Here is a 24,343-nt window from a genome sequence, read left to right on the forward strand (position 1 = left end):
TGGAAGGAGAGGAGCGGAAGGAACAGCAGGAAGAACGGGAGGAACTGGCGGAGGGGCTACGTGGTTCCTGCCCACCCCTGTCGGGGCAGGCCCGTTGCCGGTTCCGTTGCCGGTTCCATGGTCGTCGTCAACGGACCGCAGTACTCCCGTACCGCGCTCGTCCGTGCGACCACGCGTCCCTGGTGCACCACGATCCGGCTGTACGCCAGGGACAGTGCCGCCGACAGCCGGTCGCCGCGGACCGCGAGCAGTTCGGCGGGGAAGCCCGCCTCCACCCGTACCTCGGGCAGTCCGAGGGCAGCGCGAGCCGACGTGCTCACCGCCTGGTAGGCGTCCTCGGGGGACAGCCCGTGGCGGGAGGCCAGCAGGTACGCCGCCTCCAGTGGGTCGCCGCGGCCGACCGGGTTCGACGCATCCCGCAGGGCACCGCTTCCGGCCGCCACCCGTACACCCGCCGCGCGCAGCAGCCGTACCGGAGCCGTGCCCGTGCCCCGGCGGTCGAGGCCTCCGCAGCCGCCCTGGGGCAGGCACACCACCGTCACTCCGGCCGCCGCCAGTTGGTCCGCGGTACGTGCGGCGGCCTCGGCGGGCAGCCGGCCGAGGCCGCCGCACGGGCTGAGCGTCACCCCCGGCCGCAGCCCGCCCGCCATCGCGGCGAGCCGGGCCACGCGGGCGGGGTCGGCGGTGTCCGTGTGCAGGTCGACGGGGCAGCCGTGCTCGGCGGCGACCTCCAGGACCGCTTCCACGTACCCCGTGGGATCGGGGTCGACGTCCGGGCAGCCGCCCACCACCGACGCGCCCATCTTCATTGCGTCCCGCAGCATCGCGATCCCGTCGGCCCCGGCCACCCCGGTCAGCACGCGCGGCATCGCCACCGTGGTCAGTTCGGTCAGTCCACGCAGCGAACGCCCCGCCTGCAGAACGGCGGTGAGTGCGTCGAGTCCGGTCATGTCGTCCACGCGCACGTGCGCCCGAAGTGCCGTCGCCCCGTGTCCGAGCTGGAGCAGCGCGGCCTCCGTCGCCCGGCTCCGGACGTCGTGGGGGTCGTACGAGACGGGGCCGTCGGATGCTGCGGACAGGGCGGTGTCGGAGTGGGCGTGCGGCTCGGCGGGGGCCGGGAGGAGCAGATGGCCGGTCAGGTCGACCCGGGTGCCGCCCGTACGGGTGCCGTCCACGGTCAGGCTGCCGGCCGTGCCGACCGCCTCGATGTGCCCGCCGCCCAGCCGTACGTCCACGGTCCGGCCGTCGGTGAGCCGCGCGCCGCACAGCAGGAGTGGCGCCGGGTCGGACGGGTCCGGGGACGGTACGGGCGACGAGGGGGGCGGCGGCTGCGGCCGGTTGTCGGGCATCGCGCTCCTGAGGCTCGGACTGCGCACGGTTGTCGCAGGATCACACAGAGAGAAGATCACGCAGAGTGAGTCGAGCCTAGGGCGGAGGCTCCTTCCTCGCCGGGAGGAGCGTAAGAGTCAGCAATAGTCGTACTGGTGTGGCCGGGTAGGGGCCGCCGTGGTCCGGTGCGGGTGTCGCGGAGGGCCGGACGTGGCGTCCGAGACCGCCGGGAGGGAGTGGCCGACAGGGTGGGACAGGGGCCGCGAAACGGATTTGGGTGAACGGCGGCAGAGCGTGTAATGTCTTCCTCGCTCGCCCCAATAGCTCAGTCGGCAGAGCGTCTCCATGGTAAGGAGAAGGTCAACGGTTCGATTCCGTTTTGGGGCTCTGGTGTGTGAGGTTCCCGTCGCGAGGCGGGAATCGATCGCATCACAGCGGTGTAGCTCAGTCGGTAGAGCAAGCGGCTCATAATCGCTGTGTCACCGGTTCAAGTCCGGTCACCGCTACACACAGTAGCCGATTGCGGGGTCGGTCCTTCGATCGGCTACTCTTTCTGCGTTCATTCAGTTTCATTATCCCGTCCGTCCAAGGAGCACTCACGTGGCTGCCACCGACGTCCGCCCGAAGATCACGCTGGCCTGCGTGGAGTGCAAGGAGCGGAACTACATCACCAAGAAGAACCGGCGTAACAACCCGGACCGTCTGGAGATGAAGAAGCACTGCCCGCGTTGCAAGGCGCACACCGCGCACCGCGAAACGCGATAAATCAGGCTCGTACGCGAGGCCGTCCCCCTTGTCGGGGGGCGGCCTCGCGTTGTTCTTCCCGCCGGCCGACCAGGGCCGCACGAGACACAGGAGGTGCCGCGCGCATGGCGCTCGACCAGTCCTTCGTGGGGCGGAGCTACCCGCCCACTGTTCCTTATGAAGTGGGCCGGGAGAAGATCCGCGAGTTCGCCGAGGCGGTGGGGGACACCAACCCGGCGTACACGGATGCGGAGGCCGCCAAGGCGCTCGGCCACCCCGATGTGATCGCCCCGCCGACCTTTGTGTTCGCGATCACCTTCAAGGCCGCCGGGCAGGTCTTCACCGATCCCCAGCTCGGCCTGGACTACAGCAGGGTGGTGCACGGCGACCAGAAGTTCGCCTACCGCCGTCCGGTGCGCGCCGGTGACCGGCTCACCGTCACCTCGACCATCGAGGCGATCAAGTCCATGGCGGGCAACGACATCCTGGACGTCCGCGGCGAGGTGCACGACGAGGCCGGCGAGCACGTCGTGACCGCCTGGACCAAGCTGGTGGCCCGCGCCGCCGAGAGGGCGTGAGCAGCATCATGACGGCGAAGATCTCCTACGCCGACGTCGAGGTCGGCACCGAGCTGCCCGCACAGACGTTTCCCGTGACCCGGGCCACCCTCGTTCAGTACGCGGGTGCCTCCGGCGACTTCAACCCCATTCACTGGAACGAGAAGTTCGCCAAGGAGGTCGGCCTGCCCGACGTCATCGCGCACGGCATGTTCACCATGGCCGAGGCGATCCGCGTGGTCACCGACTGGGTGGGCGATCCGGGTGTGATCGTCGAGTACGGCGTCCGCTTCACCAGGCCGGTCGTCGTCCCCAACGACGATCAGGGTGCCACCGTCGAGGTCATCGGCAAGGTCGCGGCCAAGCTCGACGACCACACCGTCCGCGTCGACCTCACGGCGACCAGCGCCGGGCAGAAGGTGCTGGGGATGTCGCGGGCGGTCGTACGGCTCGCCTGACCGGGAGACCGGACTGCGGGGCATGACGTAAGGGGCGTTCTCCATGGAGAACGCCCCTTACGTCGTACCGGGTGCACCGGACCCACTCTTGACGTAGTTAGTGATTGCGTACTAACTTGCAGACATGGTCAGGATGAGTGCGGCGGAGAGGCGCGAGAGCATCGTCCGCGCGGCGAGTGCCGAGTTCGCCCGCGGTGGGTATCACGGCACGTCGACCGAGGCGATCGCCAGGCGGGTCGGTGTCTCGCAGCCGTATCTCTTCCGGCTCTTCCCGGGCAAGAAGGCCATCTTCCTGGCGGCGGCGGAACGCTGCGTGGAGGACACCATCCGCATGTTCACGGAGGCGTCCGAAGGGCTGGAAGGTGAAGAAGCCCTGCACGCCATGGCGAACGCCTATACGCGGACCATCGCGGAGCGGCCCGAGCTGCTCATGATGCAGATGCAGATGTACCTCGCGGTGGCGGCCGCCGAGCAGGAGGGCGATCAGGAGTTCGGTGCGACCGTGCGCGCCGGCTGGCTGCGGCTGTGGGACACCGTCCACCTCGCGCTGGGGGCCGACGTCAACGAGACGACGACCTTCATGGCGTACGGCATGCTCGTCAACTGCGTGGCCGCCATGGGGTTCCCGCCCGGACACCGGATCTGGGAAGGGATGTACCCGTCGGCGCGGCTCAAGGGTCCGCTGAAGAAATAGGAAGCAGTGCAATCGGTGGATCCGGTGGAGGCGACCGAAGTGGAGGAAGGCGTTATGGTGCCGCCTTTTTCTGCGTGTGAAAGTTAGTCATCAATAACTAACACCAGCATCTCCTGGGGGAGCGATGTCACAACAGACCGCACGCGGCGGCTCGGCCGCCTGGGCGCTCGTCATCACCAGCGTCGCCGGCTTCATGGCGGCCCTCGACAATCTCGTCGTCACCACCGCGCTGCCCTCCATCCGCAAGGACCTGGGCGGCGCCCTGCACGACCTGGAATGGACCGTGAGCGCCTACACGCTCACCTTCGCCGTCCTGCTGATGTTCGGCGCGGCACTCGGCGACCGCTTCGGCCGCCGTCGGCTCTTCATCGCCGGCATCACCGTCTTCACCGCGTCCTCCGCCGCCGCGGCCATGGCCCCCGGCATCGACTCCCTGATCGCCGCCCGCGCGGTGCAGGGCGCCGGTGCCGCGGTCATGATGCCCCTCACCCTGACCCTGCTCACCGCAGCGGTACCCGAGGCGCGGCGCGGCATGGCGTACGGCATCTGGGGTGCCGTGAACGGCCTCGCGGTGGCCTCCGGACCGCTGGTCGGCGGCAGCCTCACCGAACACATCTCCTGGCAGTGGATCTTCTGGCTGAACGTCCCGCTCGGTCTGGTCCTCATCCCGCTCGCCCGCCTGCGCCTCGCCGAGTCCCACGGCACCGGAGCCCCGCTCGACCTGCCCGGCACCCTGCTCGCCAGCGGCGGACTCTTCGGCATCGTCTACGGACTGGTCCGGGGACCCGTCGACGGCTGGACCGGCGCCGTCGTCCTGACCGGCCTGTTCGCCGGGACGGCGCTGCTCGTGGGCTTCGTGCTCTACAGCATCCGCGCCGAGAACCCCATGCTGCCGATGCGGCTGTTCCGCTCCCGCGCCTTCGCCGGCATCAACGCGGCGAGCCTGCTGATGTTCCTCGGCATGTTCGGCTCGATCTTCCTGCTCAGCCAGTACATGCAGGGCGTGCTCGGCTACTCGCCCACCGAGGCGGGCCTGCGGATGCTGCCCTGGACCGGCATGCCGATGCTCGTGGCCCCGATCGCCGGCATCCTCTCCGACCGCGTCGGCGGCCGTCCGGTCGTCGCCACCGGCCTCTTCCTGCAGGCCCTCGGCCTCGGCCACCTGGCCGTGGTGGCGACCGCCGACGCCTCCTACGCCGCCCAGCTGCCCGCCCTGATCATCAGCGGCATCGGTATGGCGCTGTACTTCGCCCCGGCCTCCAACCTGGTGATGTCCAGCGTCCGCCCGAAGGAACAGGGCATCGCCTCCGGAGCCAACAACGCCCTGCGCGAGGTGGGCGGCGCCCTCGGCATCGCGATCATGGCGTCGATCTTCGCGTCCCGGGGCGGTTACGAATCCGGCCGGGCATTCGTCGACGGTATGCGTCCGGCGCTGGTGACCGGCGCCGCGGCGGTCGCCCTCGCGGGCGTCGCGACCCTGTTCATACCGGCCCGCAGGCGGCCCACCGCCCCCACCGCGCCCCCGGCCGGTCCGACGCCGGAACCGGTACTGGAAACGGCCTCCTGAACCCCGTGGAACCCCTCGGAACCCCGTGGAACCCCGTGGAACCCCTCGGAACCCCTCGGAATCCCATGGATCCCTCCACCCACCACGGAAGGACACCGGTCATGCCCACGCTTCCCTGGACCGTCCCGACCACCCCGCCGCCCCACACCGAAGTGCACGTCTTCGCCTCCCGCTTCGAGACCCACACCCTCTGGGGAGCCCTGCGGTTCTTCCTCAAAACCCCCAGTGTCTGGCGACAGGTGAGCAGGGCCCCCGGCGCGTACGGAGCCTCCCTGAAGGCGCAGCCGCTGCGGCGGACGTTCTGGACCGTGTCCGCCTGGGAGTCCCCGAAGGCCCTCGGCGCCTTCGCCCGTACCGGCCCGCACGCGCCGACCGCCCGCGGGCTCGTCCCGCGGATGCGTGACGCCAAGTTCGTCGGCTGGACCGCGAAGAGCGAGGACCTCCCCGTCGACTGGACCGAAGTACGGCGCCGCCTCACCTGAACACCCGCCCGCGCGTGCGTACGACAACACCCGCCCGCGCGTGCGTACGACAACACCCCGCGCGGACACGGCACCCGCGCACGACAGCACGCACGGCCCCCGCCGCCCCGTCCGGCGGGGGCCTTAGTCTTGAGCCCGTGCAGGAACTCCACGACGCCCCCCTCGCCCCGCTGACCACGTTCCGCCTGGGCGGCCCCGCGACCCGGCTGGTCACCGCGACGACCGACGACGAAGTGATCGCCGTCGTCCGTGCGGCCGACGACAGCGGTACGCCCCTGCTGATCATCGGCGGTGGCTCGAACCTGGTCATCGGCGACAAGGGCTTCGACGGCACCGCACTCGTCATCGCCACCCGGGGCCTCACCCTGGACGGCACGCGCCTGGAACTGGCTGCCGGAGAGGTGTGGACCGACGCCGTCGCCCGCACCGTGGAGGCCGGCCTGGCCGGCCTCGAGTGCCTGGCCGGCATCCCCGGCTCGGTGGGCGCGACCCCCATCCAGAACGTCGGCGCGTACGGCCAGGAGGTCTCCTCCACCATCACCGAGGTCGTCGCCTACGACCGCCGGGCCCACGAGACGGTCACCCTTACGAACGAGGAGTGCGCCTTCTCCTACCGGCACAGCCGCTTCAAGGCCGACCCCGAGCGCTACGTCGTCCTGCGTGTCCGCTTCGGCCTGGAGGACGCCGACGGTCTCTCCGGCCCCATCCGGTACGCCGAGACGGCCCGCGTCCTCGGCGTCGCACCGGGCGACCGCGTCCCCTTGTCCACGGCCCGCGAGACGGTCCTGAAGCTCCGTGCCGGAAAGGGCATGGTCCTGGACCCCGAGGACCACGACACCTGGTCGGCCGGCTCCTTCTTCACCAACCCGATCCTCACGGGTGAGGAGTTCACGGCCTTCCGGACCCGGGCGAAGCAGCACCTCGGCCCCGACACCGAGCCCCCGGCGTACCCCGCCGGCGAGGGCCGTACCAAGACCTCCGCCGCCTGGCTGATCGACAAGGCCGGCTTCACCAAGGGCTACGGCGAAGGCCCGGCCCGCATCTCCACCAAACACACTCTCGCCCTCACCAATCGCGGCGAGGCGACCACCGAGGACCTGCTGGCACTCGCCCGCGAGGTGGTGGCCGGCGTGCGCGAAACCTTCGGCATCACCCTGGTCAACGAGCCGGTGACGGTGGGGGTCGGCCTCTGAGGGGCCGCGGATCGCCCGCCCCCGCCCCGCCCCGCCCCGCCCCGCCCCGCCCCGCCTCGGCCCGCCCCGACCTCGCCCTCACCTCATCGGGGCCGTCAGCCACCGGTCGACCCCCGCCAGCAGCTCCGCCCTGACCGCCTCCGGCGCCGTCGACCCGCGCACCGACTGCCGCGCCAGCTCCGCCAGCTCGGCGTCCGTGAACCCGTGGTGCTCGCGCGCGATCTCGTACTGGGCCGCCAGCCGCGAGCCGAACAGCAGTGGATCGTCCGCCCCCAGCGCCAACGGCACGCCCGCGTCGAACAGCTTCCGCAACGGCACGTCCCCCGGCTTCTCGTACACACCCAGTGCCACGTTCGACGCCGGGCACACCTCGCATGTGATCTGCCGGTCCGCGAGCCGCTGGAGCAGCCGCGGGTCCTCCGCCGCCCGCACCCCGTGCCCGATCCGGTCGGCCTCCAGGTCGTCCAGGCAGTCCCGCACGGACGCGGGCCCGCTCAGCTCACCGCCGTGCGGCGCGGACAGCAGCCCGCCCTCGCGCGCGATGGCGAACGCCCGGTCGAAGTCCCGGGCCATGCCACGCCGCTCGTCGTTGGACAGCCCGAAGCCGATGACCCCCCGGTCCGCGTACCGCACCGCCAGCCGGGCCAGCGTGCGCGCGTCAAGGTGGTGCTTCATCCGGTTCGCGGCGACCAGCACCCGGATCCCGAGCCCGGTGTCCCGCCGCGCCGAGTCCACCGCGTCCAGGATGACCTCCAGCGCCGGGATCAGCCCGCCCAGCCGCGGCGCGTACGACGTCGGATCGACCTGGATCTCCAGCCAGCTCGAGCCGTCCTTGAGGTCCTCCTCCGCGGCCTCCCGCACCAGCCGCTGGATGTCCTCCGGCTCCCTCAGGCACGAGCGCGCCGCATCGTACAGCCGCTGGAACCGGAACCAGCCCCGCTCGTCCGTGGCCCGCAGACTCGGCGGCTCCCCGCTGGTCAGCGCGTCGGTCAGCGCCTCGGGGAGGCGCACGCCGTACTTGTCGGCCAGTTCCAGCACGGTGGCGGGGCGCATCGACCCGGTGAAGTGCAGGTGCAGATGGGCCTTCGGCAGCAGGGAGAGGTCACGTACACGTTCCATCCCGAAATCCTGCCGCACCTCCCGGGGGCCCCGGTAGCGCTTTCCCCGAACGTGGCCTTGCTCGCACGTCAGCACGAGGGAAACGGAAGCGGGCCGCCTCCCCCGAGGGGAAACGGCCCGCCGTGCACTCACGTGAGTACACGGGATCAGTCCTGAGCCTCCGCCAGCAGCTTCTGGATCCGGCTCACGCCCTCCACCAGGTCCTCGTCGCCCAGCGCGTAGGACAGCCGCAGGTATCCCGGCGTACCGAAGGCCTCACCGGGTACGACCGCGACCTCGACCTCCTCAAGGATGAGCGCGGCCAGCTCCACGGAGTTCCGCGGCCGCTTGCCCCGGATCTCCTTGCCGATCAGGGCCTTCACCGACGGGTAGGCGTAGAAGGCGCCCTCGGGCTCCGGGCAGAGCACGCCGTCGATCTCGTTGAGCATCCGCACGATGGTCCTGCGCCGGCGGTCGAAGGCCTCGCGCATCGTGGCGACCGCGTCCAGGGAGCCGGAGACCGCGGCCAGCGCCGCCACCTGGGCGACGTTCGACACGTTGGACGTGGCGTGCGACTGCAGGTTGGTGGCGGCCTTCACGACGTCCTTCGGAGCGATGAGCCACCCGACCCGCCAGCCGGTCATCGCGTACGTCTTCGCGACACCGTTGACCACGATGCACTTGTCCCGCAGCTCCGGCAGGACGGCGGGCAGCGAGGTGAAGGTGGCGTCGCCGTAGACCAGGTGCTCGTAGATCTCGTCGGTCAGCACCCACAGACCGTGCTCGACCGCCCAGCGGCCGATCGCCTCGGCGTCCTCGGCGCTGTAGACCGCGCCGGTGGGGTTAGAGGGGGAGACGAACAGGACGACCTTGGTCTTCTCCGTTCGCGCGGCCTCCAGCTGCTCCACGCTGACGCGGTAGCCAGTCGTCTCGTCGGCGACGACCTCGACCGGGACACCGCCGGCCAGGCGGATCGACTCCGGGTACGTCGTCCAGTACGGGGCCGGGACGATGACCTCGTCGCCCGGGTCGAGGATCGCGGCGAAGGCTTCGTAGATGGCCTGCTTGCCGCCGTTGGTGACGAGGACCTGGGCGGGGTCCACTTCGTAGCCGGAGTCGCGCAGCGTCTTCGCGGCGATCGCGGCCTTCAGCTCGGGCAGCCCGCCGGCCGGCGTGTAGCGGTGGTACTTCGGGTTCCGGCACGCCTCGATCGCGGCGTCGACGATGTAGTCCGGAGTCGGGAAGTCGGGTTCACCGGCGCCGAAGCCGATCACCGGTCGCCCGGCGGCCTTGAGGGCCTTGGCCTTGGCGTCCACGGCGAGGGTGGCGGACTCGGAGATCGCACCGACCCGGGCGGAGACCCGGCGCTCGGTGGGAGGGGTTGCAGCGCTCATGGACCCATCGTTCCAGACCGGGAACCTGCCCGGCACGGGGGTTTCACAGACTGAACAGGTCCTGGCCAACCTCTGAACACCAGTCCGGATCCGTCCCGCCGACCCCCTCCGTCAGGACGATCTTCGGTCGGGAGACCGGCCACGGGCGCTTTCTGTTCGACGCCCGGCCCCGGAACACGTACACTCACACCTCGTTGGCCTTCTGCGGCCGCGCTCACCGGGTTCACACCAAGCATCCGGTTGGATGCGGTACGTTGGGGGGCACGCAAAGGGTCGTAGCTCAATTGGTAGAGCACTGGTCTCCAAAACCAGCGGTTGGGGGTTCAAGTCCCTCCGGCCCTGCTATGCACAACCTTAGCCAGGATGTGTACGCATGTACGTACAGCAATGCACCGCCGTGCGGCTCCTACCGGGCGCGGCACGGCCATGACCCGGAATCAGGTGAGGACGAGTGACGGACGCCGTGGGCTCCATCGACATGCCTGATGCCGAGGACGAGGCGCCGGACTCCCAGAAGAAGACCCGTAAGGGCGGGAAGCGGGCCAAGAAAGGCCCGTTGAAGCGCCTCGCGCTCTTCTACCGCCAGATCGTGGCGGAGCTTCGCAAGGTTGTCTGGCCGACCCGGAACCAGCTGTCGTCGTACACAACCGCAGTGATCATCTTTGTGGTCGTCATGATCGGCCTCATTACTCTGATCGACTACGGGCTCAGTCACGTTGCCAAGTACGTCTTCGGCTGAGCAGCCTGCGAAGAGCGCCGAGGTACCCGGCGCTCCTTTCGCGTGTTCCACCCCTATGTATCCAGGAAGAAGCAGCCACCGTGTCTGACCCGAACGTGAACGACGCCATCGAGCCGGTCGAGTCCGTCGAGGACGAGCTCGACACCGTCGGGGGCGCGGACAGTGAGGCCTCCGAGGCCTCCGCCGAGGTCGAGGCTGCCGACGCCGCCGCGGACGAGTCCGAGACGGCGGCCGATCCGACCCCCGAGGCCGAAGAGGCCGACGACGCGGACTCCGACGAGGAAGCCGCCGCCGAGGACGAGGCCGAAGAGGTCGAGGCCGACCGCGACCCGGTCGAGGAGCTCCGCGAGGAACTGCGGACGCTGCCCGGTGAGTGGTACGTCATCCACACGTACGCGGGGTACGAGAACCGGGTGAAGACCAACCTGGAGCAGCGCGCCGTCTCGCTGAACGTCGAGGACTTCATCTTCCAGGCCGAGGTGCCGCAGGAAGAGGTCGTCCAGATCAAGAACGGCGACCGCAAGACGATCAAGCAGAACAAGCTCCCGGGTTACGTCCTGGTCCGCATGGACCTGACGAACGAGTCCTGGGGCGTCGTCCGCAACACCCCCGGTGTCACCGGCTTCGTGGGCAACGCCTACGACCCGTACCCGCTGACCCTGGACGAGATCGTCAAGATGCTCGCCCCGGAGGCCGAGGAGAAGGCCGCCCGCGAGGCCGCCGAGGCCGCGGGCAAGCCGGTTCCGCAGCGCAAGGTCGAGGTCCAGGTGCTGGACTTCGAGGTCGGCGACTCGGTCACTGTCACCGACGGCCCGTTCGCCACCCTCCAGGCGACCATCAACGAGATCAACCCCGACTCCAAGAAGGTCAAGGGCCTGGTGGAGATCTTCGGCCGCGAGACGCCGGTCGAGCTCTCCTTCGACCAGATCCAGAAGAACTGACCCGGTTCCGGGCAGTTCCGGAGAGTCTGGACAGCAGCTTCCGAGCAGGTCAGGCGAACGCTCAGGCGTCTGCCTGACCTGCTCGGTTTTTGGCCGCACACCCATACCCGCTATCGTTGTGCGGTATGCCTGTGTCCGGGTTGATTCCCGGTACGCGGGCAGGACCCGAATCGAAAGGACCCGGAGAGTCATGCCTCCCAAGAAGAAGAAGGTCACGGGGCTCATCAAGCTCCAGATCCAGGCCGGTGCCGCCAACCCGGCTCCGCCGGTGGGCCCCGCGCTGGGTCAGCACGGCGTCAACATCATGGAGTTCTGCAAGGCCTACAACGCCGCGACCGAGTCGCAGCGTGGCTGGGTCATCCCGGTGGAGATCACGGTCTACGAGGACCGTTCCTTCACCTTCATCACCAAGACCCCGCCGGCCGCGAAGATGATCCTCAAGGCCGCGGGTGTGGAGAAGGGCTCCGGCGAGCCGCACAAGACCAAGGTCGCGAAGATCACCGCTGCCCAGGTCCGTGAGATCGCCACGACCAAGCTGCCCGACCTCAACGCCAACGACCTGGACGCCGCGTCGAAGATCATCGCCGGCACCGCCCGTTCCATGGGCGTCACGGTCGAGGGCTGATCTCCACCCCCGTAAACCAAGCAGAAGTGTGGATGGGCCCGCTCGGCCCGGACCACGACTCCTAAGAACCCACAGGAGCTATACGTGAGCAAGCGCAGCAAGTCTCTCCGCGCTGCGGACGCCAAGATCGACCGGGAGAAGCAGTACGCCCCGCTCGAGGCCGTCCGTCTCGCCAAGGAGACCTCCACCTCGAAGTTCGACGGCACCGTCGAGGTCGCCTTCCGCCTGGGCGTTGACCCGCGCAAGGCCGACCAGATGGTCCGTGGCACCGTGAACCTCCCGCACGGCACCGGCAAGACCGCCCGGGTCCTGGTCTTCGCGACCGGCGACCGTGCCGAGGCCGCGCGTGCCGCGGGCGCCGACATCGTCGGCGCCGACGAACTGATCGACGAGGTGTCGAAGGGCCGTCTGGACTTCGACGCCGTCGTCGCCACCCCGGACCTCATGGGCAAGGTCGGCCGCCTCGGCCGCGTGCTCGGTCCCCGTGGTCTCATGCCGAACCCCAAGACCGGCACCGTCACCCCGGACGTCACCAAGGCTGTCAACGACATCAAGGGTGGCAAGATCGAGTTCCGCGTCGACAAGCACTCGAACCTGCACTTCATCATCGGCAAGACGTCCTTCGACGACACCAAGCTGGTGGAGAACTACGGCGCCGCGCTGGACGAGATCCTCCGTCTGAAGCCGTCCGCCGCGAAGGGCCGGTACATCAGGAAGGCCGCGATCACCACCACGATCGGCCCCAGCATTCCGCTCGACTCGAACCGCACCCGCAACCTCCTCGTCGAGGAGGACCCGGCGGCGGTCTGAGCCCGTCGGGCCGGCCCGTCCGGCCCGCGCGCCCACCGAGCATGCCCCGAACCCGTCCCCGTGCCTTCCCAGGCGCGGGGACGGGTTTTTCTTCGTGCAGCGGTGTCAGTCAGGCGGGTTACGGTTCAACGGACTTCACTGAGTAGGCGAAACAACCAGAGGTCGTCAGCTGCTTGCCGGAGGGCGCGCGAGGGCGGTTTAACTCGATCGTGTGGTGGTCGGCTTCCGGGCTTGCGGCGTGGTGGGCCGTCCGGGTCAGCGTGGTCGTGCGATCTGGGACGTCGGGTACGGCGCCAGTGAGCGGGGCCCCTGCTCCACCGGCGTGATGGTTCGGGGCCTCCCCGTTGCCTCTGGCTGTACTCATGTGGCCAGGTCGCTCAGGGAACTGGCCTCCCGGGCTCGGACCACGCACAGGGTGCGTGTCGCCGCCCCGGGGTTGAGTACGCCGGGGACCTGGGGGTACCTCCCACGCCCTTGAGGCAGTGGGGGAGCGCCCAAGACCGTTCGGGGCGTGCGGCCGAGCAGGCTCACCCCTGCTCAGTCCAGAGGAACGGTGGGATTCATGGGCATGTCCGCATGGAAGCGCGTGGGTGTCTGTGTGACGGTCGTCGCGGGTGGCGCGGGCTGTCAGGCCGGTGATGGGGGAACGAAGGGCAAGGCGACGGCGGAGCCCAAGGTCCTCTCCTGGGGGAGGCGGCCGAGGCCTTGCAGGCCGCCCTCAAGAAGACGACGGAGGCGAAGTCCGCCAAGGTTCGGATGACCACCAGGACCCGGCCCGGCAGCTGGCCCTGCTGCTCGAGTCGCCCAACCTGAAGCACGTCGGTCCGCAGAAGGTCGACGGCGTCCAGGCGCAGCACTACAAGGGCACCCTGACCTTCGAGGAGATCATCAAGGGCAACGAGTCCCTCGACCTCCTCTCCGAGAAGGAGCGCAAGGAGCTCATCGCCAACGCCGGGAAGTCGGGCGTGAAGGGCTACGACACCGAGGTCTGGGTCAACGAGGACGACTACCCGGTCAAGATGGTCCTCGGCATGGAGTCGGACGAGGGCACGGTCGACATCACGACGCACTACTCCGACTACGGGGCCCGGGCCGAGGTCGAGGCGCCGCCGGCCAAGGACACGGTCGACCTCTTCGAGATGCTGCAGGGCTTCGAGGAGGGGCTCACGGACATCGGAGCGGACGTCTGAGTGTCGTGACTGTCCCGATGGCTCGACCGTCCTGACGGTCCGTCCCGAACGTCCCGACGGGAACGGATTTGCCTCGTGGCGATCGGTTCCCGTACTCTCCAGAGGAAGCCAAAGACCGCTGGTCGTTGCCGTGCACTCGCAAGAGGGTGCGGTGGCCGAAGGATCCGCTGAACTGCGGACGACCCGCGCAGGTGACTGTGGAAGAGTTCCCGGAATTCGCGGCCGCGAGGATGTGAATACCGGTTGAGCCTCGCCCCGTGCGCCTGCGCCCGGGGCGTTTCGTTTTTCCCAGTCCTCCTTCGGGTCCGCGCGGTCCGAATCACCCGGAAGGAGGCCGAGACTCTATGGCGAGGCCCGACAAGGCTGCCGCGGTTGCCGAGCTGACGGACAAGTTCCGCAGCTCCAACGCCGCCATGCTGACCGAGTACCGCGGTCTCACCGTGGCGCAGCTCAAGACGCTGCGTCGTTCGCTCGGTGAGAACGCCCAGTACGCCGTGGTGAAGAACACGCTGACCAAGATTGCGGCCAACGAGGCCGGGATCACGCTGGACGATCAGCTCTTCGCTGGTCCGACGGCTGTCGCCTTCGTCACCGGTGACCCGGTGGAGTCGGCGAAGGGTCTTCGTGACTTCGCCAAGGACAACCCGAATCTCGTCATCAAGGGCGGTGTCCTTGACGGCAAGGCGCTGTCCGCCGACGAGATCAAGAAGCTCGCGGACCTCGAGTCCCGCGAGGTTCTGCTCTCCAAGCTGGCGGGTGCCTTCAAGGGCAAGCAGTCCCAGACTGCTCAGCTCTTCCAGGCGCTTCCGTCGAAGCTCGTCCGCACGGTGGACGCGCTGCGCGCCAAGCAGGACGAGCAGGGCGGTGCCGAGTAATTCGGCTCGCTTTCCGACCCTGGCCGATATGAGGCAAGGGTCATAGCGGGCCCGACGTACGCCCGCCTCACCCAGTACATCCGGCACCTGCCGATTTAGTGGAAGGACCGCCATCATGGCGAAGCTCACCCAGGACGAGCTGCTGGCCCAGTTCGAGGGCATGACTCTCATCGAGCTCTCCGAGTTCGTGAAGGCCTTCGAGGAGAAGTTCGACGTCACCGCCGCCGCCGCGGTCGCCGTGGCCGGCCCCGCCGCCCCGGGCGCCCCGGTCGAGGCCGAGGCCGAGCAGGACGAGTTCGACGTCATCCTCACGGGCACCGGCGACAAGAAGATCCAGGTCATCAAGGTCGTGCGCGAGCTGACCTCCCTCGGCCTGAAGGAGGCCAAGGACCTGGTCGACGGTGCGCCGAAGCCCGTCGTCGAGAAGGTCAACAAGGAAGCCGCGAACAAGGCCAAGGAGGCCCTCGAGGGCGCCGGTGCCTCCGTCGAGGTCAAGTAAGACCTTCCGGGTCCGACAGGACCCCAGCGGCCCGGCAGTGCCGGATCCGCACCGCGTCCACCAGGGCGTGTAACGCGTAAGCGCCGAGGAGCGATCATCCATCCGGGTGGTCGCTCCTCGGTGTCTCCGGGACCGGTGGCGGTTGCCTCGGACCCGGGACGGCGGGGGTAGGCTGATCTTCGTCGTGGCCCTGTGCGGGCTGCGGCGGATCGCCTGTCGAAGCGCGGTATCGGGCAAGGAGGCCTTGACGAACCGCACGTGGCGCGCAATTCTCAGGACGCGTCGTCACACGGATCCGAATCCGAGGCATGGATCGACGGCGAAGAGGGCAGTATCACGGTGCGTTGAGGGACAGGACCGTGTCACAGGAGTTGAGAGCAACGAGGGCCTCCGAGGGTCTTGAAAACCCGCACTGGACATCAGTGTGCCAAGTGGCTACACTGACCCTTTGCGCTGCCTGTTAGCTGTCCCCTGCCCGTCACCAGGGGCGTGCCCTCACTTGAGCACTGACGATCAGAGCCTCTCTGACCTGGCCTTTCCCGCCGGGAAGTGAAGTGTCTGCCGTGGTGTCCCGTGGGGGGCCGGTACGCGCGTAGTGAGTCCGAGCCCTCGGAAGGACCCCCTCTTGGCCGCCTCGCGCAATGCCTCGACCGCGAATACGAACAATGCTGCCAGCACCGCCCCGCTGCGCATCTCTTTTGCAAAGATCAAGGAGCCCCTCGAGGTTCCGAACCTTCTCGCGCTGCAGACCGAGAGCTTCGACTGGCTGCTCGGCAACGACGCCTGGAAGACTCGCGTCGAGGCCGCTCTGGAGAACGGTCAGGACGTCCCCACCAAGTCCGGTCTTGAAGAGATCTTCGAGGAGATCTCGCCGATCGAGGACTTCTCCGGGTCGATGTCGCTGACCTTCCGCGACCACCGCTTCGAGCCGTCGAAGAACTCCATCGACGAGTGCAAGGACCGCGACTTCACGTATGCGGCGCCGCTCTTCGTCACCGCCGAGTTCACCAACAACGAGACCGGCGAGATCAAGTCCCAGACCGTCTTCATGGGCGACTTCCCGCTCATGACGAACAAGGGCACCTTCGTCATCAACGGCACCGAGCGTGTCGTGGTGTCGCAGCTGGTCCGTTCGCCGGGTGTCTACTTCGACTCCAGCATCGACAAGACGTCCGACAAGGACATCTTCTCCGCCAAGATCATCCCGTCCCGGGGTGCCTGGCTGGAGATGGAGATCGACAAGCGCGACATGGTCGGCGTCCGCGTCGACCGCAAGCGCAAGCAGTCCGTCACCGTCCTGCTCAAGGCGCTCGGCTGGACCACCGAGCAGATCCTCGAGGAGTTCGGCGAGTACGAGTCCATGCGCGCCACCCTGGAGAAGGACCACACCCAGGACCAAAACGACGCGCTGCTCGACATCTACCGCAAGCTGCGTCCGGGCGAGCCCCCCACCCGCGAGGCCGCGCAGACGCTGCTCGAGAACCTCTACTTCAACCCCAAGCGCTACGACCTTGCCAAGGTCGGCCGCTACAAGGTCAACAAGAAGCTGGGTGCCGACGCGCCGCTCGACGCGGGCGTGCTGACCGTCGAGGACGTCATCTCGACGATCAAGTACCTGGTGAAGCTGCACGCCGGCGAGATCGAGACCGTCGGTGACAGCGGTCAGACGATCGTCGTCGAGACGGACGACATCGACCACTTCGGCAACCGCCGCCTGCGCAGCGTCGGCGAGCTCATCCAGAACCAGGTCCGTACGGGTCTGGCCCGGATGGAGCGCGTCGTGCGTGAGCGCATGACGACCCAGGACGTCGAGGCGATCACGCCGCAGACCCTGATCAACATCCGGCCGGTCGTCGCCTCCATCAAGGAGTTCTTCGGCACCAGCCAGCTGTCGCAGTTCATGGACCAGAACAACCCGCTGTCCGGGCTGACGCACAAGCGCCGTCTGTCCGCGCTCGGCCCGGGTGGTCTCTCCCGTGAGCGGGCCGGCTTCGAGGTCCGTGACGTGCACCCCTCGCACTACGGCCGCATGTGCCCGATCGAGACGCCCGAAGGCCCGAACATCGGTCTGATCGGCTCGCTCGCCTCCTACGGCCGGGTCAACGCGTTCGGTTTCGTCGAGACCCCGTACCGCAAGGTCATCGACGGCCAGGTCACCGACGACGTCGACTACCTGACCGCCGACGAGGAGGACCGCTTCGTCATCGCGCAGGCCAACGCCCCGCTGAGTGACGATATGCGGTTCGCCGAGGCCCGCGTGCTGGTCCGCCGCAAGGGCGGCGAGGTCGACTACGTCAGCCCCGACGAGGTCGACTACATGGACGTCTCGCCGCGCCAGATGGTGTCGGTCGCGACCGCCATGATCCCCTTCCTCGAGCACGACGACGCCAACCGTGCCCTCATGGGCGCGAACATGATGCGTCAGGCCGTGCCGCTGATCAGGTCCGAGGCCCCGCTCGTCGGCACCGGCATGGAGTACCGCTCCGCCGCCGACGCCGGTGACGTGGTCAAGGCCGAGAAGGCGGGTGTGGTCCAGGAGGTCTCCGCGGACTACATCACCACCACCAACGACGACGGCACGTACATCACGTACCGCCTGGCCAAGTTCGCCCGCTCCAACCAGGGCACCTCGGTCAACCAGAAGGTCATCGTCAACGAGGGCGACCGCGTCATCGAGGGCCAGGTCCTCGCCGACGGTCCGGCCACCGAGAACGGCGAGATGGCGCTCGGCAAGAACCTGCTGGTCGCGTTCATGCCGTGGGAGGGCCACAACTACGAGGACGCGATCATCCTGTCGCAGCGCCTCGTCCAGGACGACGTCCTCTCCTCGATCCACATCGAGGAGCACGAGGTCGACGCCCGTGACACCAAGCTCGGCCCCGAGGAGATCACCCGGGACATCCCGAACGTCTCCGAGGAGGTCCTCGCCGACCTCGACGAGCGCGGCATCATCCGTATCGGTGCCGAGGTCGTCGCCGGTGACATCCTCGTCGGCAAGGTCACGCCCAAGGGTGAGACCGAGCTGACCCCGGAAGAGCGACTGCTGCGCGCGATCTTCGGAGAGAAGGCCCGCGAGGTCCGTGACACCTCCCTGAAGGTGCCGCACGGCGAGATCGGCAAGATCATCGGCGTGCGCGTCTTCGACCGTGAGGAGGGCGACGAGCTTCCCCCCGGTGTGAACCAGCTGGTGCGCGTCTACGTCGCGCAGAAGCGCAAGATCACCGACGGTGACAAGCTCGCCGGCCGTCACGGCAACAAGGGCGTCATCTCGAAGATCCTGCCGATCGAGGACATGCCGTTCCTGGAGGACGGCACCCCGGTCGACATCATCCTCAACCCCCTCGGTGTGCCGTCCCGAATGAACCCGGGACAGGTTCTGGAGATCCACCTCGGCTGGCTCGCCAGCCGCGGCTGGGACGTCTCCGGCCTCGCCGAGGAATGGGCGGAGCGCCTGCAGACCATCGGCGCCGACAAGGTCGAGCCCGGCACCAACGTCGCCACCCCCGTCTTCGACGGTGCGCGCGAGGACGAGCTGGCCGGCCTGCTGCAGCACACCATCCCGAACCGGGACGGCGAGCGCATGGTGCTCCCGACCGGCAAGGCGAGGCTGTACGACGGCCGCTCCGGCGAGCCGTTCCCGGAGCCGATCTCGATCGGCTACATGTACATCCTCAAGCTGCACCACCTGGTCGACGACAAGCTGCACGCCCGCTCGACCGGTCCGTACTCGATGATCACCCAGCAGCCGCTGGGTGGTAAGGCCCAGTTCGGTGGCCAGCGCTTCGGTGAGATGGAGGTGTGGGCGCTGGAGGCGTACGGCGCCGCTTACGCCCTCCAGGAACTGCTGACCATCAAGTCCGACGACGTGACCGGCCGCGTGAAGGTCTACGAGGCCATCGTCAAGGGCGAGAACATCCCCGAGCCGGGCATCCCCGAGTCCTTCAAGGTCCTCATCAAGGAGATGCAGTCCCTGTGCCTCAACGTGGAGGTGCTGTCCTCGGACGGCATGTCCATCGAGATGCGCGACACCGACGAGGACGTCTTCCGCGCTGCGGAGGAGCTCGGCATCGACCTGTCGCGGCGCGAGCCGAGCAGCGTCGAAGAGGTCTGACGGGAGTTCCGGCCAGGAGGTTCGGTGATGAAGATCCCTGAGCCTCCGGCCGGCCCCAGGACCCCCGTATCAGACCCCATGACTTACAACCCTGAGAGGGATTGACGCATAGTGCTCGACGTCAACTTCTTCGATGAGCTCCGGATCGGCCTGGCCACCGCGGACGACATCCGTCAGTGGAGCCACGGCGAGGTCAAGAAGCCCGAGACCATCAACTACCGCACCCTCAAGCCCGAGAAGGACGGACTCTTCTGCGAGAAGATCTTCGGTCCGACCCGGGACTGGGAGTGCTACTGCGGCAAGTACAAGCGTGTCCGCTTCAAGGGCATCATCTGTGAGCGCTGTGGCGTCGAGGTCACGCGCGCCAAGGTGCGCCGTGAGCGGATGGGCCACATCGAGCTCGCCGCGCCCGTCACGCACATCTGGTACTTCAAGGGCGTTCCGTCGCGCCTCGGCTACCTGCTCGACCTCGCCCCGAAGGACCTGGAAAAGGTCATCTACTTCGCGGCGTACATGATCACGTTCGTCGACGAGGAGCGCCGCACCCGCGACCTGCCCTCGCTGGAGGCGCACGTCTCCGTCGAGCGCCAGCAGGTGGAGAACCGTCGCGACGCCGACCTGGAGGCCCGGGCCAAGAAGCTCGAGACCGACCTGGCCGAGCTCGAGGCCGAGGGTGCCAAGGCCGATGTGCGCCGCAAGGTGCGCGAGGGTGCCGAGCGTGAGATGAAGCAGCTGCGCGACCGTGCGCAGCGCGAGATCGACCGCCTCGACGAGGTGTGGAACCGGTTCAAGAACCTCAAGGTCCAGGACCTCGAGGGCGACGAACTGCTCTACCGCGAGCTGCGTGACCGCTTCGGCACGTACTTCGACGGCTCGATGGGTGCCGCGGCGTTGCAGAAGCGCCTGGAGTCCTTCGACCTCGAGGAGGAGGCCGAGCGTCTCCGCGAGATCATCCGCACCGGCAAGGGCCAGAAGAAGACCCGTGCGCTCAAGCGCCTCAAGGTCGTCTCCGCGTTCCTGCAGACCAGCAACAGCCCCAAGGGCATGGTGCTGGACTGCGTGCCGGTCATCCCGCCGGACCTGCGTCCGATGGTGCAGCTGGACGGTGGCCGCTTCGCGACCTCCGACCTGAACGACCTGTACCGCCGTGTCATCAACCGCAACAACCGCCTGAAGCGGCTTCTCGACCTCGGCGCGCCCGAGATCATCGTGAACAACGAGAAGCGCATGCTCCAGGAGGCCGTCGACGCGCTCTTCGACAACGGCCGTCGCGGCCGCCCGGTGACGGGCCCCGGCAACCGTCCGCTGAAGTCGCTGTCCGACATGCTCAAGGGCAAGCAGGGCCGCTTCCGTCAGAACCTGCTCGGCAAGCGCGTGGACTACTCGGCGCGTTCCGTGATCGTCGTCGGTCCGCAGCTGAAGCTGCACCAGTGCGGTCTGCCGAAGGCGATGGCGCTGGAGCTGTTCAAGCCGTTCGTGATGAAGCGCCTGGTCGACCTGAACCACGCGCAGAACATCAAGAGCGCCAAGCGCATGGTCGAGCGCGGCCGCACGGTCGTGTACGACGTGCTGGAAGAGGTCATCGCGGAGCACCCGGTTCTGCTGAACCGTGCGCCCACGCTGCACCGCCTCGGCATCCAGGCCTTCGAGCCGCAGCTGGTCGAGGGCAAGGCCATTCAGATCCACCCGCTCGTCTGCACCGCGTTCAACGCGGACTTCGACGGTGACCAGATGGCCGTGCACCTGCCGCTGTCCGCGGAGGCGCAGGCCGAGGCCCGCATCCTGATGCTGTCCTCGAACAACATCCTCAAGCCCGCCGACGGCCGTCCGGTGACGATGCCGACCCAGGACATGGTCCTCGGTCTGTTCTTCCTCACCACCGATGGCGAGATGCGCGAGCTCAGGGGCGAGAGCCGTTCCTTCTCCTCCGTCGCCGAAGCGATCATGGCCTTCGACGCGGGCGAGCTGTCGCTCCAGTCGAGGATCGACGTCCGCTTCCCGGTCGGCACCATCCCGCCGCGTGGCTGGATGCCGCCGGCGCGCGAGGAGGGCGAGCCGGAGTGGCAGCAGGGTGACACCTTCCGCCTGAACACCACCCTGGGCCGTGCGCTCTTCAACGAGCTGCTGCCCGAGGACTACCCGTTCGTCGACTACGAGGTCAGCAAGAAGCAGCTCTCCGAGATCGTCAACGACCTCGCCGAGCGCTACCCGAAGGTCATCGTGGCGGCGACGCTCGACAACCTGAAGGCGTCCGGCTTCCACTGGGCGACCCGTTCCGGCGTCACCGTCGCCATCTCCGACGTCGTCGTTCCCGAGGCGAAGAAGGAGATCGTCAAGGGTTACGAGGCGCAGGACGAGAAGGTCCAGAAGCAGTACGAGCGCGGTCTGATCACCAAGGACGAGCGCACGCAGGAGCTCATCGCGATCTGGACCAAGGCGACCAACGAGGTCGCCGAGGCGATGAACGACAACTTCCCGAAGACCAACCCGATCTTCATGATGGTGAACTCGGGCGCACGAGGCAACATGATGCAGATGCGTCAGATCGCCGGTATGCGTGGTCTGGTGTCGAACGCGAAGAACGAGACGATCCCGCGGCCCATCAAGGCCTCGTTCCGTGAGGGTCTGTCCGTGCTGGAGTACTTCATCTCCACGCACGGTGCCCGTAAGGGTCTGGCGGACACCGCTCTGCGTACCGCCGACTCGGGTTACCTCACCCGTCGTCTGGTCGACGTCTCCCAGGACGTCATCATCCGCGAGGAGGACTGCGGCACCGAGCGCGGTCTGAAGCTGCGGATCGCCTCGCGCGCCGCCGACGGGACGCTGCGCAAGACGGACGACGTCGAGACCAGCGTGTACGCCCGCATGCTCGCCGAGGACGTCGTCATCGACGGCAAGGTGATCGCGCCGGCCAACGTGGACCTCGGTGACGTGCTCATCGACCAGCTGGTGCACCACGGTGTCGAGCAGGTCAAGACCCGTTCGATCCTGACCTGCGAGTCCGCCGTCGGCACCTGCGCCATGTGCTACGGCCGTTCGCTGGCCACCGGCAAGCTGGTCGACATCGGTGAGGCGGTCGGCATCATCGCCGCCCAGTCCATCGGTGAGCCCGGCACCCAGCTGACGATGCGTACCTTCCACACCGGTGGTGTGGCCGGTGACGACATCACCCAGGGTCTGCCGCGTGTCGTCGAGCTCTTCGAGGCCCGTACCCCGAAGGGTGTCGCCCCGATCTCCGAGGCCGCCGGCCGCATCCGGATCGAGGAGACCGAGAAGACGAAGAAGATCGTCGTCACCCCGGACGACGGCAGCGAGGAGACGGCGTTCCCGATCTCGAAGCGTGCCCGTCTGCTGGTCGGCGAGGGCGATCACGTCGAGGTGGGTCAGAAGCTCACCGTGGGTGCCACCAACCCGCACGACGTGCTGCGCATCCTGGGTCAGCGGCAGGTCCAGATCCACCTGGTCGGCGAGGTCCAGAAGGTCTACAACTCGCAGGGCGTGTCGATCCACGACAAGCACATCGAGATCATCATCCGGCAGATGCTCCGCCGCGTGACGATCATCGAGTCCGGCGACGCCGAGCTGCTGCCCGGCGAGCTGGTCGAGCGGTCGAAGTTCGAGACCGAGAACCGTCGTGTGGTGCAGGAGGGCGGTCACCCCGCTTCCGGCCGTCCGCAGCTGATGGGTATCACCAAGGCCTCGCTGGCGACCGAGTCGTGGCTGTCGGCGGCGTCCTTCCAGGAGACGACCAGGGTCCTCACGGACGCGGCGATCAACGCCAAGTCCGACTCCCTGATCGGCCTCAAGGAGAACGTCATCATCGGTAAGCTCATCCCGGCCGGTACGGGTCTGTCCCGCTACCGCAACATCCGGGTCGAGCCGACCGAGGAGGCCAAGGCCGCGATGTACTCGGCCGTCGGCTACGACGACATCGACTACTCGCCGTTCGGCACGGGCTCCGGCCAGGCCGTTCCGCTGGAGGACTACGACTACGGTCCGTACAACCAGTAAGCGAGTCGCCCGACGTACCGCAGGGGCGGTCACTCCCGTTTCGTACGGGGTGGCCGCCCCTGCGGCGTTCCCACGACCTGTACCGGTTTCGTGACGTGCTGCGGTGCCGGAAGGCGTCGCGGGGGCGCATCATGGGATGACGTGTGCAGTCGGGGGAGGTACCTGGTGTCGCAGTCGCCGTATCCGTCGTGGCAGCCCTGGCAGGGGCGGGGTGTTCCGCAGCCGTGGGGTGGGCCGGGGGGACCGGTCGGACCGGGCGGGCCGCCGATGTTGGCCTCGCACGCCGACCGGGAGCGCACCGTGGACGTGCTCCGGGCCGGGTATGCCGAGGGCAGGCTGGACCAGCAGGAGCTCGAGCGACGGGTGGAGCGGGCCTACCAGGCGCGTACGGTGGCGGATCTGGCGCTGCTGGTGGCCGACCTGCCGCAGGGGCCCGTGCCGCAGACCGCGCCGGTGCAGCACGTCGTGCCCATGGCGCCGGCGACGTTCCTGCCCCGGCCGCCGAAGACCAACGAGAAGGCGGTCGGGGCCATGGTGTGCGGGGTGCTGTGCCTGGCGACGGGTGGTCTGACCGGCATTCCGGCCGTGATCCTCGGGCATACGGCCCGCGCGGAGATCCGGCGGACGGGCGACGGCGGCGACGCGTACGCGATGACCGGTCTGGTGCTCGGCTGGCTGTCCACGGCCGGCTGGGCCCTGCTGATCATGCTGACGGTCTTGTTCGGCGTCTCGTCGGGCTGACGACCGGGCGGTGTCCGAAGGGCCGGAGACCGCCCATTCGAAGATCATTACCCGTGTCCGGGCTTCACTCGCTTCGTGCGGCGGTGGGGTGAAGGCCCATTTGTTTTGACCGCAGCCAATGCTATAGGTACGCTCAGACCTTGTGCCTGGGGTGTGCCCTGGCCTCCGTGCGTGCCATCACCCGCATCGGGGGTTGTGAACGGCCACCGTGATCATGCGTTTCTTTCCGCTTTGCGGCGGAAGTCCGCGGGATTCGACACACCCGACCGCGTGGGTCGGTGGCGT

20 protein-coding genes and 3 tRNA genes are annotated in these 24,343 nt (G+C 68.3%); 20 read left to right on the forward strand and 3 right to left on the reverse strand.

What is annotated here, in order from left to right; all coding sequences use genetic code 11:
• Positions 1 to 56 precede the first annotated feature (56 nt).
• Complete coding sequence (locus tag ACFPZI_RS05495) at positions 57 to 1,349, reverse strand: amidohydrolase family protein (protein WP_381358921.1); 1,293 nt, start codon at positions 1,347 to 1,349, stop codon at positions 57 to 59.
• A 294-nt stretch (positions 1,350 to 1,643) separates the two neighbouring features.
• Between ACFPZI_RS05495 and ACFPZI_RS05500 the strand changes: the two genes are divergently transcribed.
• The 9 genes from ACFPZI_RS05500 to ACFPZI_RS05540 all read left to right on the forward strand — a co-directional run bounded on the left by ACFPZI_RS05500 (position 1,644) and on the right by ACFPZI_RS05540 (position 7,024).
• Positions 1,644 to 1,716, forward strand: a tRNA-Thr gene (locus ACFPZI_RS05500).
• Between the two features lie 46 nt (positions 1,717 to 1,762).
• A tRNA-Met gene (locus tag ACFPZI_RS05505) sits at positions 1,763 to 1,835 on the forward strand.
• A 94-nt stretch (positions 1,836 to 1,929) separates the two neighbouring features.
• Entirely contained in the window at positions 1,930 to 2,094 is a 165-nt protein-coding gene (gene rpmG, locus ACFPZI_RS05510; RefSeq protein ID WP_006347275.1) for a 50S ribosomal protein L33, read from the forward strand.
• Between the two features lie 104 nt (positions 2,095 to 2,198).
• Entirely contained in the window at positions 2,199 to 2,651 is a 453-nt protein-coding gene (locus tag ACFPZI_RS05515; protein ID WP_381358924.1) for an FAS1-like dehydratase domain-containing protein, read from the forward strand.
• Positions 2,652 to 2,659: 8 nt separating this feature from the next.
• Positions 2,660 to 3,088 carry a MaoC family dehydratase gene (locus ACFPZI_RS05520; protein ID WP_381359518.1) on the forward strand — a complete coding sequence of 143 codons (429 nt, stop codon included), beginning with the start codon at positions 2,660 to 2,662 and terminating at the stop codon, positions 3,086 to 3,088.
• A 124-nt stretch (positions 3,089 to 3,212) separates the two neighbouring features.
• Positions 3,213 to 3,782 (forward strand): TetR/AcrR family transcriptional regulator, encoded by a 570-nt coding sequence (locus ACFPZI_RS05525; RefSeq protein ID WP_381358926.1) that lies wholly within the window; start codon positions 3,213 to 3,215, stop codon positions 3,780 to 3,782.
• 124 nt (positions 3,783 to 3,906) lie between these two features.
• On the forward strand, positions 3,907 to 5,349 hold the full coding sequence (locus ACFPZI_RS05530) for a DHA2 family efflux MFS transporter permease subunit (protein ID WP_381358928.1): 1,443 nt from the start codon (positions 3,907 to 3,909) through the stop codon (positions 5,347 to 5,349).
• Positions 5,350 to 5,450: 101 nt separating this feature from the next.
• Positions 5,451 to 5,831 carry a DUF3291 domain-containing protein gene (locus ACFPZI_RS05535; RefSeq protein ID WP_381358931.1) on the forward strand — a complete coding sequence of 127 codons (381 nt, stop codon included), beginning with the start codon at positions 5,451 to 5,453 and terminating at the stop codon, positions 5,829 to 5,831.
• 137 nt (positions 5,832 to 5,968) lie between these two features.
• Positions 5,969 to 7,024, forward strand: coding sequence for a UDP-N-acetylmuramate dehydrogenase (locus ACFPZI_RS05540; protein WP_381358933.1), 1,056 nt, complete (start codon positions 5,969 to 5,971; stop codon positions 7,022 to 7,024).
• 78 nt (positions 7,025 to 7,102) lie between these two features.
• Here ACFPZI_RS05540 and ACFPZI_RS05545 read toward each other — a convergent pair whose 3' ends face one another.
• Together ACFPZI_RS05545 and ACFPZI_RS05550 are read right to left on the reverse strand one after the other, a co-directional pair.
• The gene (locus ACFPZI_RS05545; RefSeq protein ID WP_381358936.1) at positions 7,103 to 8,143 is read right to left on the reverse strand and encodes an adenosine deaminase; all 1,041 of its coding nucleotides are present in this window, start codon (positions 8,141 to 8,143) and stop codon (positions 7,103 to 7,105) included.
• 146 nt (positions 8,144 to 8,289) lie between these two features.
• Entirely contained in the window at positions 8,290 to 9,516 is a 1,227-nt protein-coding gene (locus ACFPZI_RS05550; RefSeq protein WP_381358939.1) for a pyridoxal phosphate-dependent aminotransferase, read from the reverse strand.
• A 269-nt stretch (positions 9,517 to 9,785) separates the two neighbouring features.
• Here ACFPZI_RS05550 and ACFPZI_RS05555 point away from each other — a divergent pair.
• The 11 genes from ACFPZI_RS05555 to ACFPZI_RS05605 all read left to right on the forward strand — a co-directional run bounded on the left by ACFPZI_RS05555 (position 9,786) and on the right by ACFPZI_RS05605 (position 24,058).
• A tRNA-Trp gene (locus tag ACFPZI_RS05555) sits at positions 9,786 to 9,858 on the forward strand.
• Positions 9,859 to 9,967: 109 nt separating this feature from the next.
• A complete protein-coding gene (gene secE / locus ACFPZI_RS05560) occupies positions 9,968 to 10,255 on the forward strand; it encodes a preprotein translocase subunit SecE (RefSeq protein WP_381358942.1) in 288 nt (95 codons plus the stop codon).
• An 80-nt stretch (positions 10,256 to 10,335) separates the two neighbouring features.
• Positions 10,336 to 11,196 (forward strand): transcription termination/antitermination protein NusG, encoded by an 861-nt coding sequence (gene nusG / locus ACFPZI_RS05565; protein WP_381358945.1) that lies wholly within the window; start codon positions 10,336 to 10,338, stop codon positions 11,194 to 11,196.
• Between the two features lie 190 nt (positions 11,197 to 11,386).
• Positions 11,387 to 11,821 (forward strand): 50S ribosomal protein L11, encoded by a 435-nt coding sequence (gene rplK / locus ACFPZI_RS05570; protein WP_055570301.1) that lies wholly within the window; start codon positions 11,387 to 11,389, stop codon positions 11,819 to 11,821.
• Positions 11,822 to 11,905: 84 nt separating this feature from the next.
• Positions 11,906 to 12,631 carry a 50S ribosomal protein L1 gene (gene rplA, locus ACFPZI_RS05575; RefSeq protein WP_381358947.1) on the forward strand — a complete coding sequence of 242 codons (726 nt, stop codon included), beginning with the start codon at positions 11,906 to 11,908 and terminating at the stop codon, positions 12,629 to 12,631.
• 638 nt (positions 12,632 to 13,269) lie between these two features.
• Positions 13,270 to 13,821: an SCO4651 family lipoprotein gene (locus ACFPZI_RS05580; protein WP_381358950.1), complete on the forward strand. Its 552-nt coding sequence runs from the start codon at positions 13,270 to 13,272 to the stop codon at positions 13,819 to 13,821.
• Between the two features lie 344 nt (positions 13,822 to 14,165).
• Positions 14,166 to 14,696 carry a 50S ribosomal protein L10 gene (gene rplJ / locus ACFPZI_RS05585; RefSeq protein ID WP_381358953.1) on the forward strand — a complete coding sequence of 177 codons (531 nt, stop codon included), beginning with the start codon at positions 14,166 to 14,168 and terminating at the stop codon, positions 14,694 to 14,696.
• 115 nt (positions 14,697 to 14,811) lie between these two features.
• Positions 14,812 to 15,195: a 50S ribosomal protein L7/L12 gene (gene rplL / locus ACFPZI_RS05590; protein ID WP_381358956.1), complete on the forward strand. Its 384-nt coding sequence runs from the start codon at positions 14,812 to 14,814 to the stop codon at positions 15,193 to 15,195.
• A 625-nt stretch (positions 15,196 to 15,820) separates the two neighbouring features.
• Positions 15,821 to 19,306 carry a DNA-directed RNA polymerase subunit beta gene (gene rpoB / locus ACFPZI_RS05595; protein WP_381358958.1) on the forward strand — a complete coding sequence of 1,162 codons (3,486 nt, stop codon included), beginning with the start codon at positions 15,821 to 15,823 and terminating at the stop codon, positions 19,304 to 19,306.
• 111 nt (positions 19,307 to 19,417) lie between these two features.
• The gene (locus ACFPZI_RS05600; RefSeq protein WP_381358961.1) at positions 19,418 to 23,317 is read left to right on the forward strand and encodes a DNA-directed RNA polymerase subunit beta'; all 3,900 of its coding nucleotides are present in this window, start codon (positions 19,418 to 19,420) and stop codon (positions 23,315 to 23,317) included.
• 267 nt (positions 23,318 to 23,584) lie between these two features.
• On the forward strand, positions 23,585 to 24,058 hold the full coding sequence (locus tag ACFPZI_RS05605) for a DUF1707 and DUF4190 domain-containing protein (RefSeq protein ID WP_381358964.1): 474 nt from the start codon (positions 23,585 to 23,587) through the stop codon (positions 24,056 to 24,058).
• Positions 24,059 to 24,343 lie beyond the last annotated feature (285 nt).

It is taken from the genome of Streptomyces chlorus (assembly GCF_042655885.1).
Taxonomy (GTDB): Bacteria; Actinomycetota; Actinomycetes; order Streptomycetales; family Streptomycetaceae; genus Streptomyces; species Streptomyces chlorus.

Coding starts and splice junctions, on each gene's coding strand:
- ACFPZI_RS05495 (WP_381358921.1), bottom strand. CDS start 1,349: ATGCCCGACAACCGGCCGCAGCCGCCGCCCCCCTCGTCGCCCGTACCG.
- ACFPZI_RS05515 (WP_381358924.1), top strand. CDS start 2,199: ATGGCGCTCGACCAGTCCTTCGTGGGGCGGAGCTACCCGCCCACTGTT.
- ACFPZI_RS05520 (WP_381359518.1), top strand. CDS start 2,660: ATGACGGCGAAGATCTCCTACGCCGACGTCGAGGTCGGCACCGAGCTG.
- ACFPZI_RS05525 (WP_381358926.1), top strand. CDS start 3,213: ATGGTCAGGATGAGTGCGGCGGAGAGGCGCGAGAGCATCGTCCGCGCG.
- ACFPZI_RS05530 (WP_381358928.1), top strand. CDS start 3,907: ATGTCACAACAGACCGCACGCGGCGGCTCGGCCGCCTGGGCGCTCGTC.
- ACFPZI_RS05535 (WP_381358931.1), top strand. CDS start 5,451: ATGCCCACGCTTCCCTGGACCGTCCCGACCACCCCGCCGCCCCACACC.
- ACFPZI_RS05545 (WP_381358936.1), bottom strand. CDS start 8,143: ATGGAACGTGTACGTGACCTCTCCCTGCTGCCGAAGGCCCATCTGCAC.
- ACFPZI_RS05550 (WP_381358939.1), bottom strand. CDS start 9,516: ATGAGCGCTGCAACCCCTCCCACCGAGCGCCGGGTCTCCGCCCGGGTC.
- rplK (WP_055570301.1), top strand. CDS start 11,387: ATGCCTCCCAAGAAGAAGAAGGTCACGGGGCTCATCAAGCTCCAGATC.
- ACFPZI_RS05580 (WP_381358950.1), top strand. CDS start 13,270: ATGGGGGAACGAAGGGCAAGGCGACGGCGGAGCCCAAGGTCCTCTCCT.
- rplJ (WP_381358953.1), top strand. CDS start 14,166: ATGGCGAGGCCCGACAAGGCTGCCGCGGTTGCCGAGCTGACGGACAAG.
- rplL (WP_381358956.1), top strand. CDS start 14,812: ATGGCGAAGCTCACCCAGGACGAGCTGCTGGCCCAGTTCGAGGGCATG.
- ACFPZI_RS05605 (WP_381358964.1), top strand. CDS start 23,585: ATGTTGGCCTCGCACGCCGACCGGGAGCGCACCGTGGACGTGCTCCGG.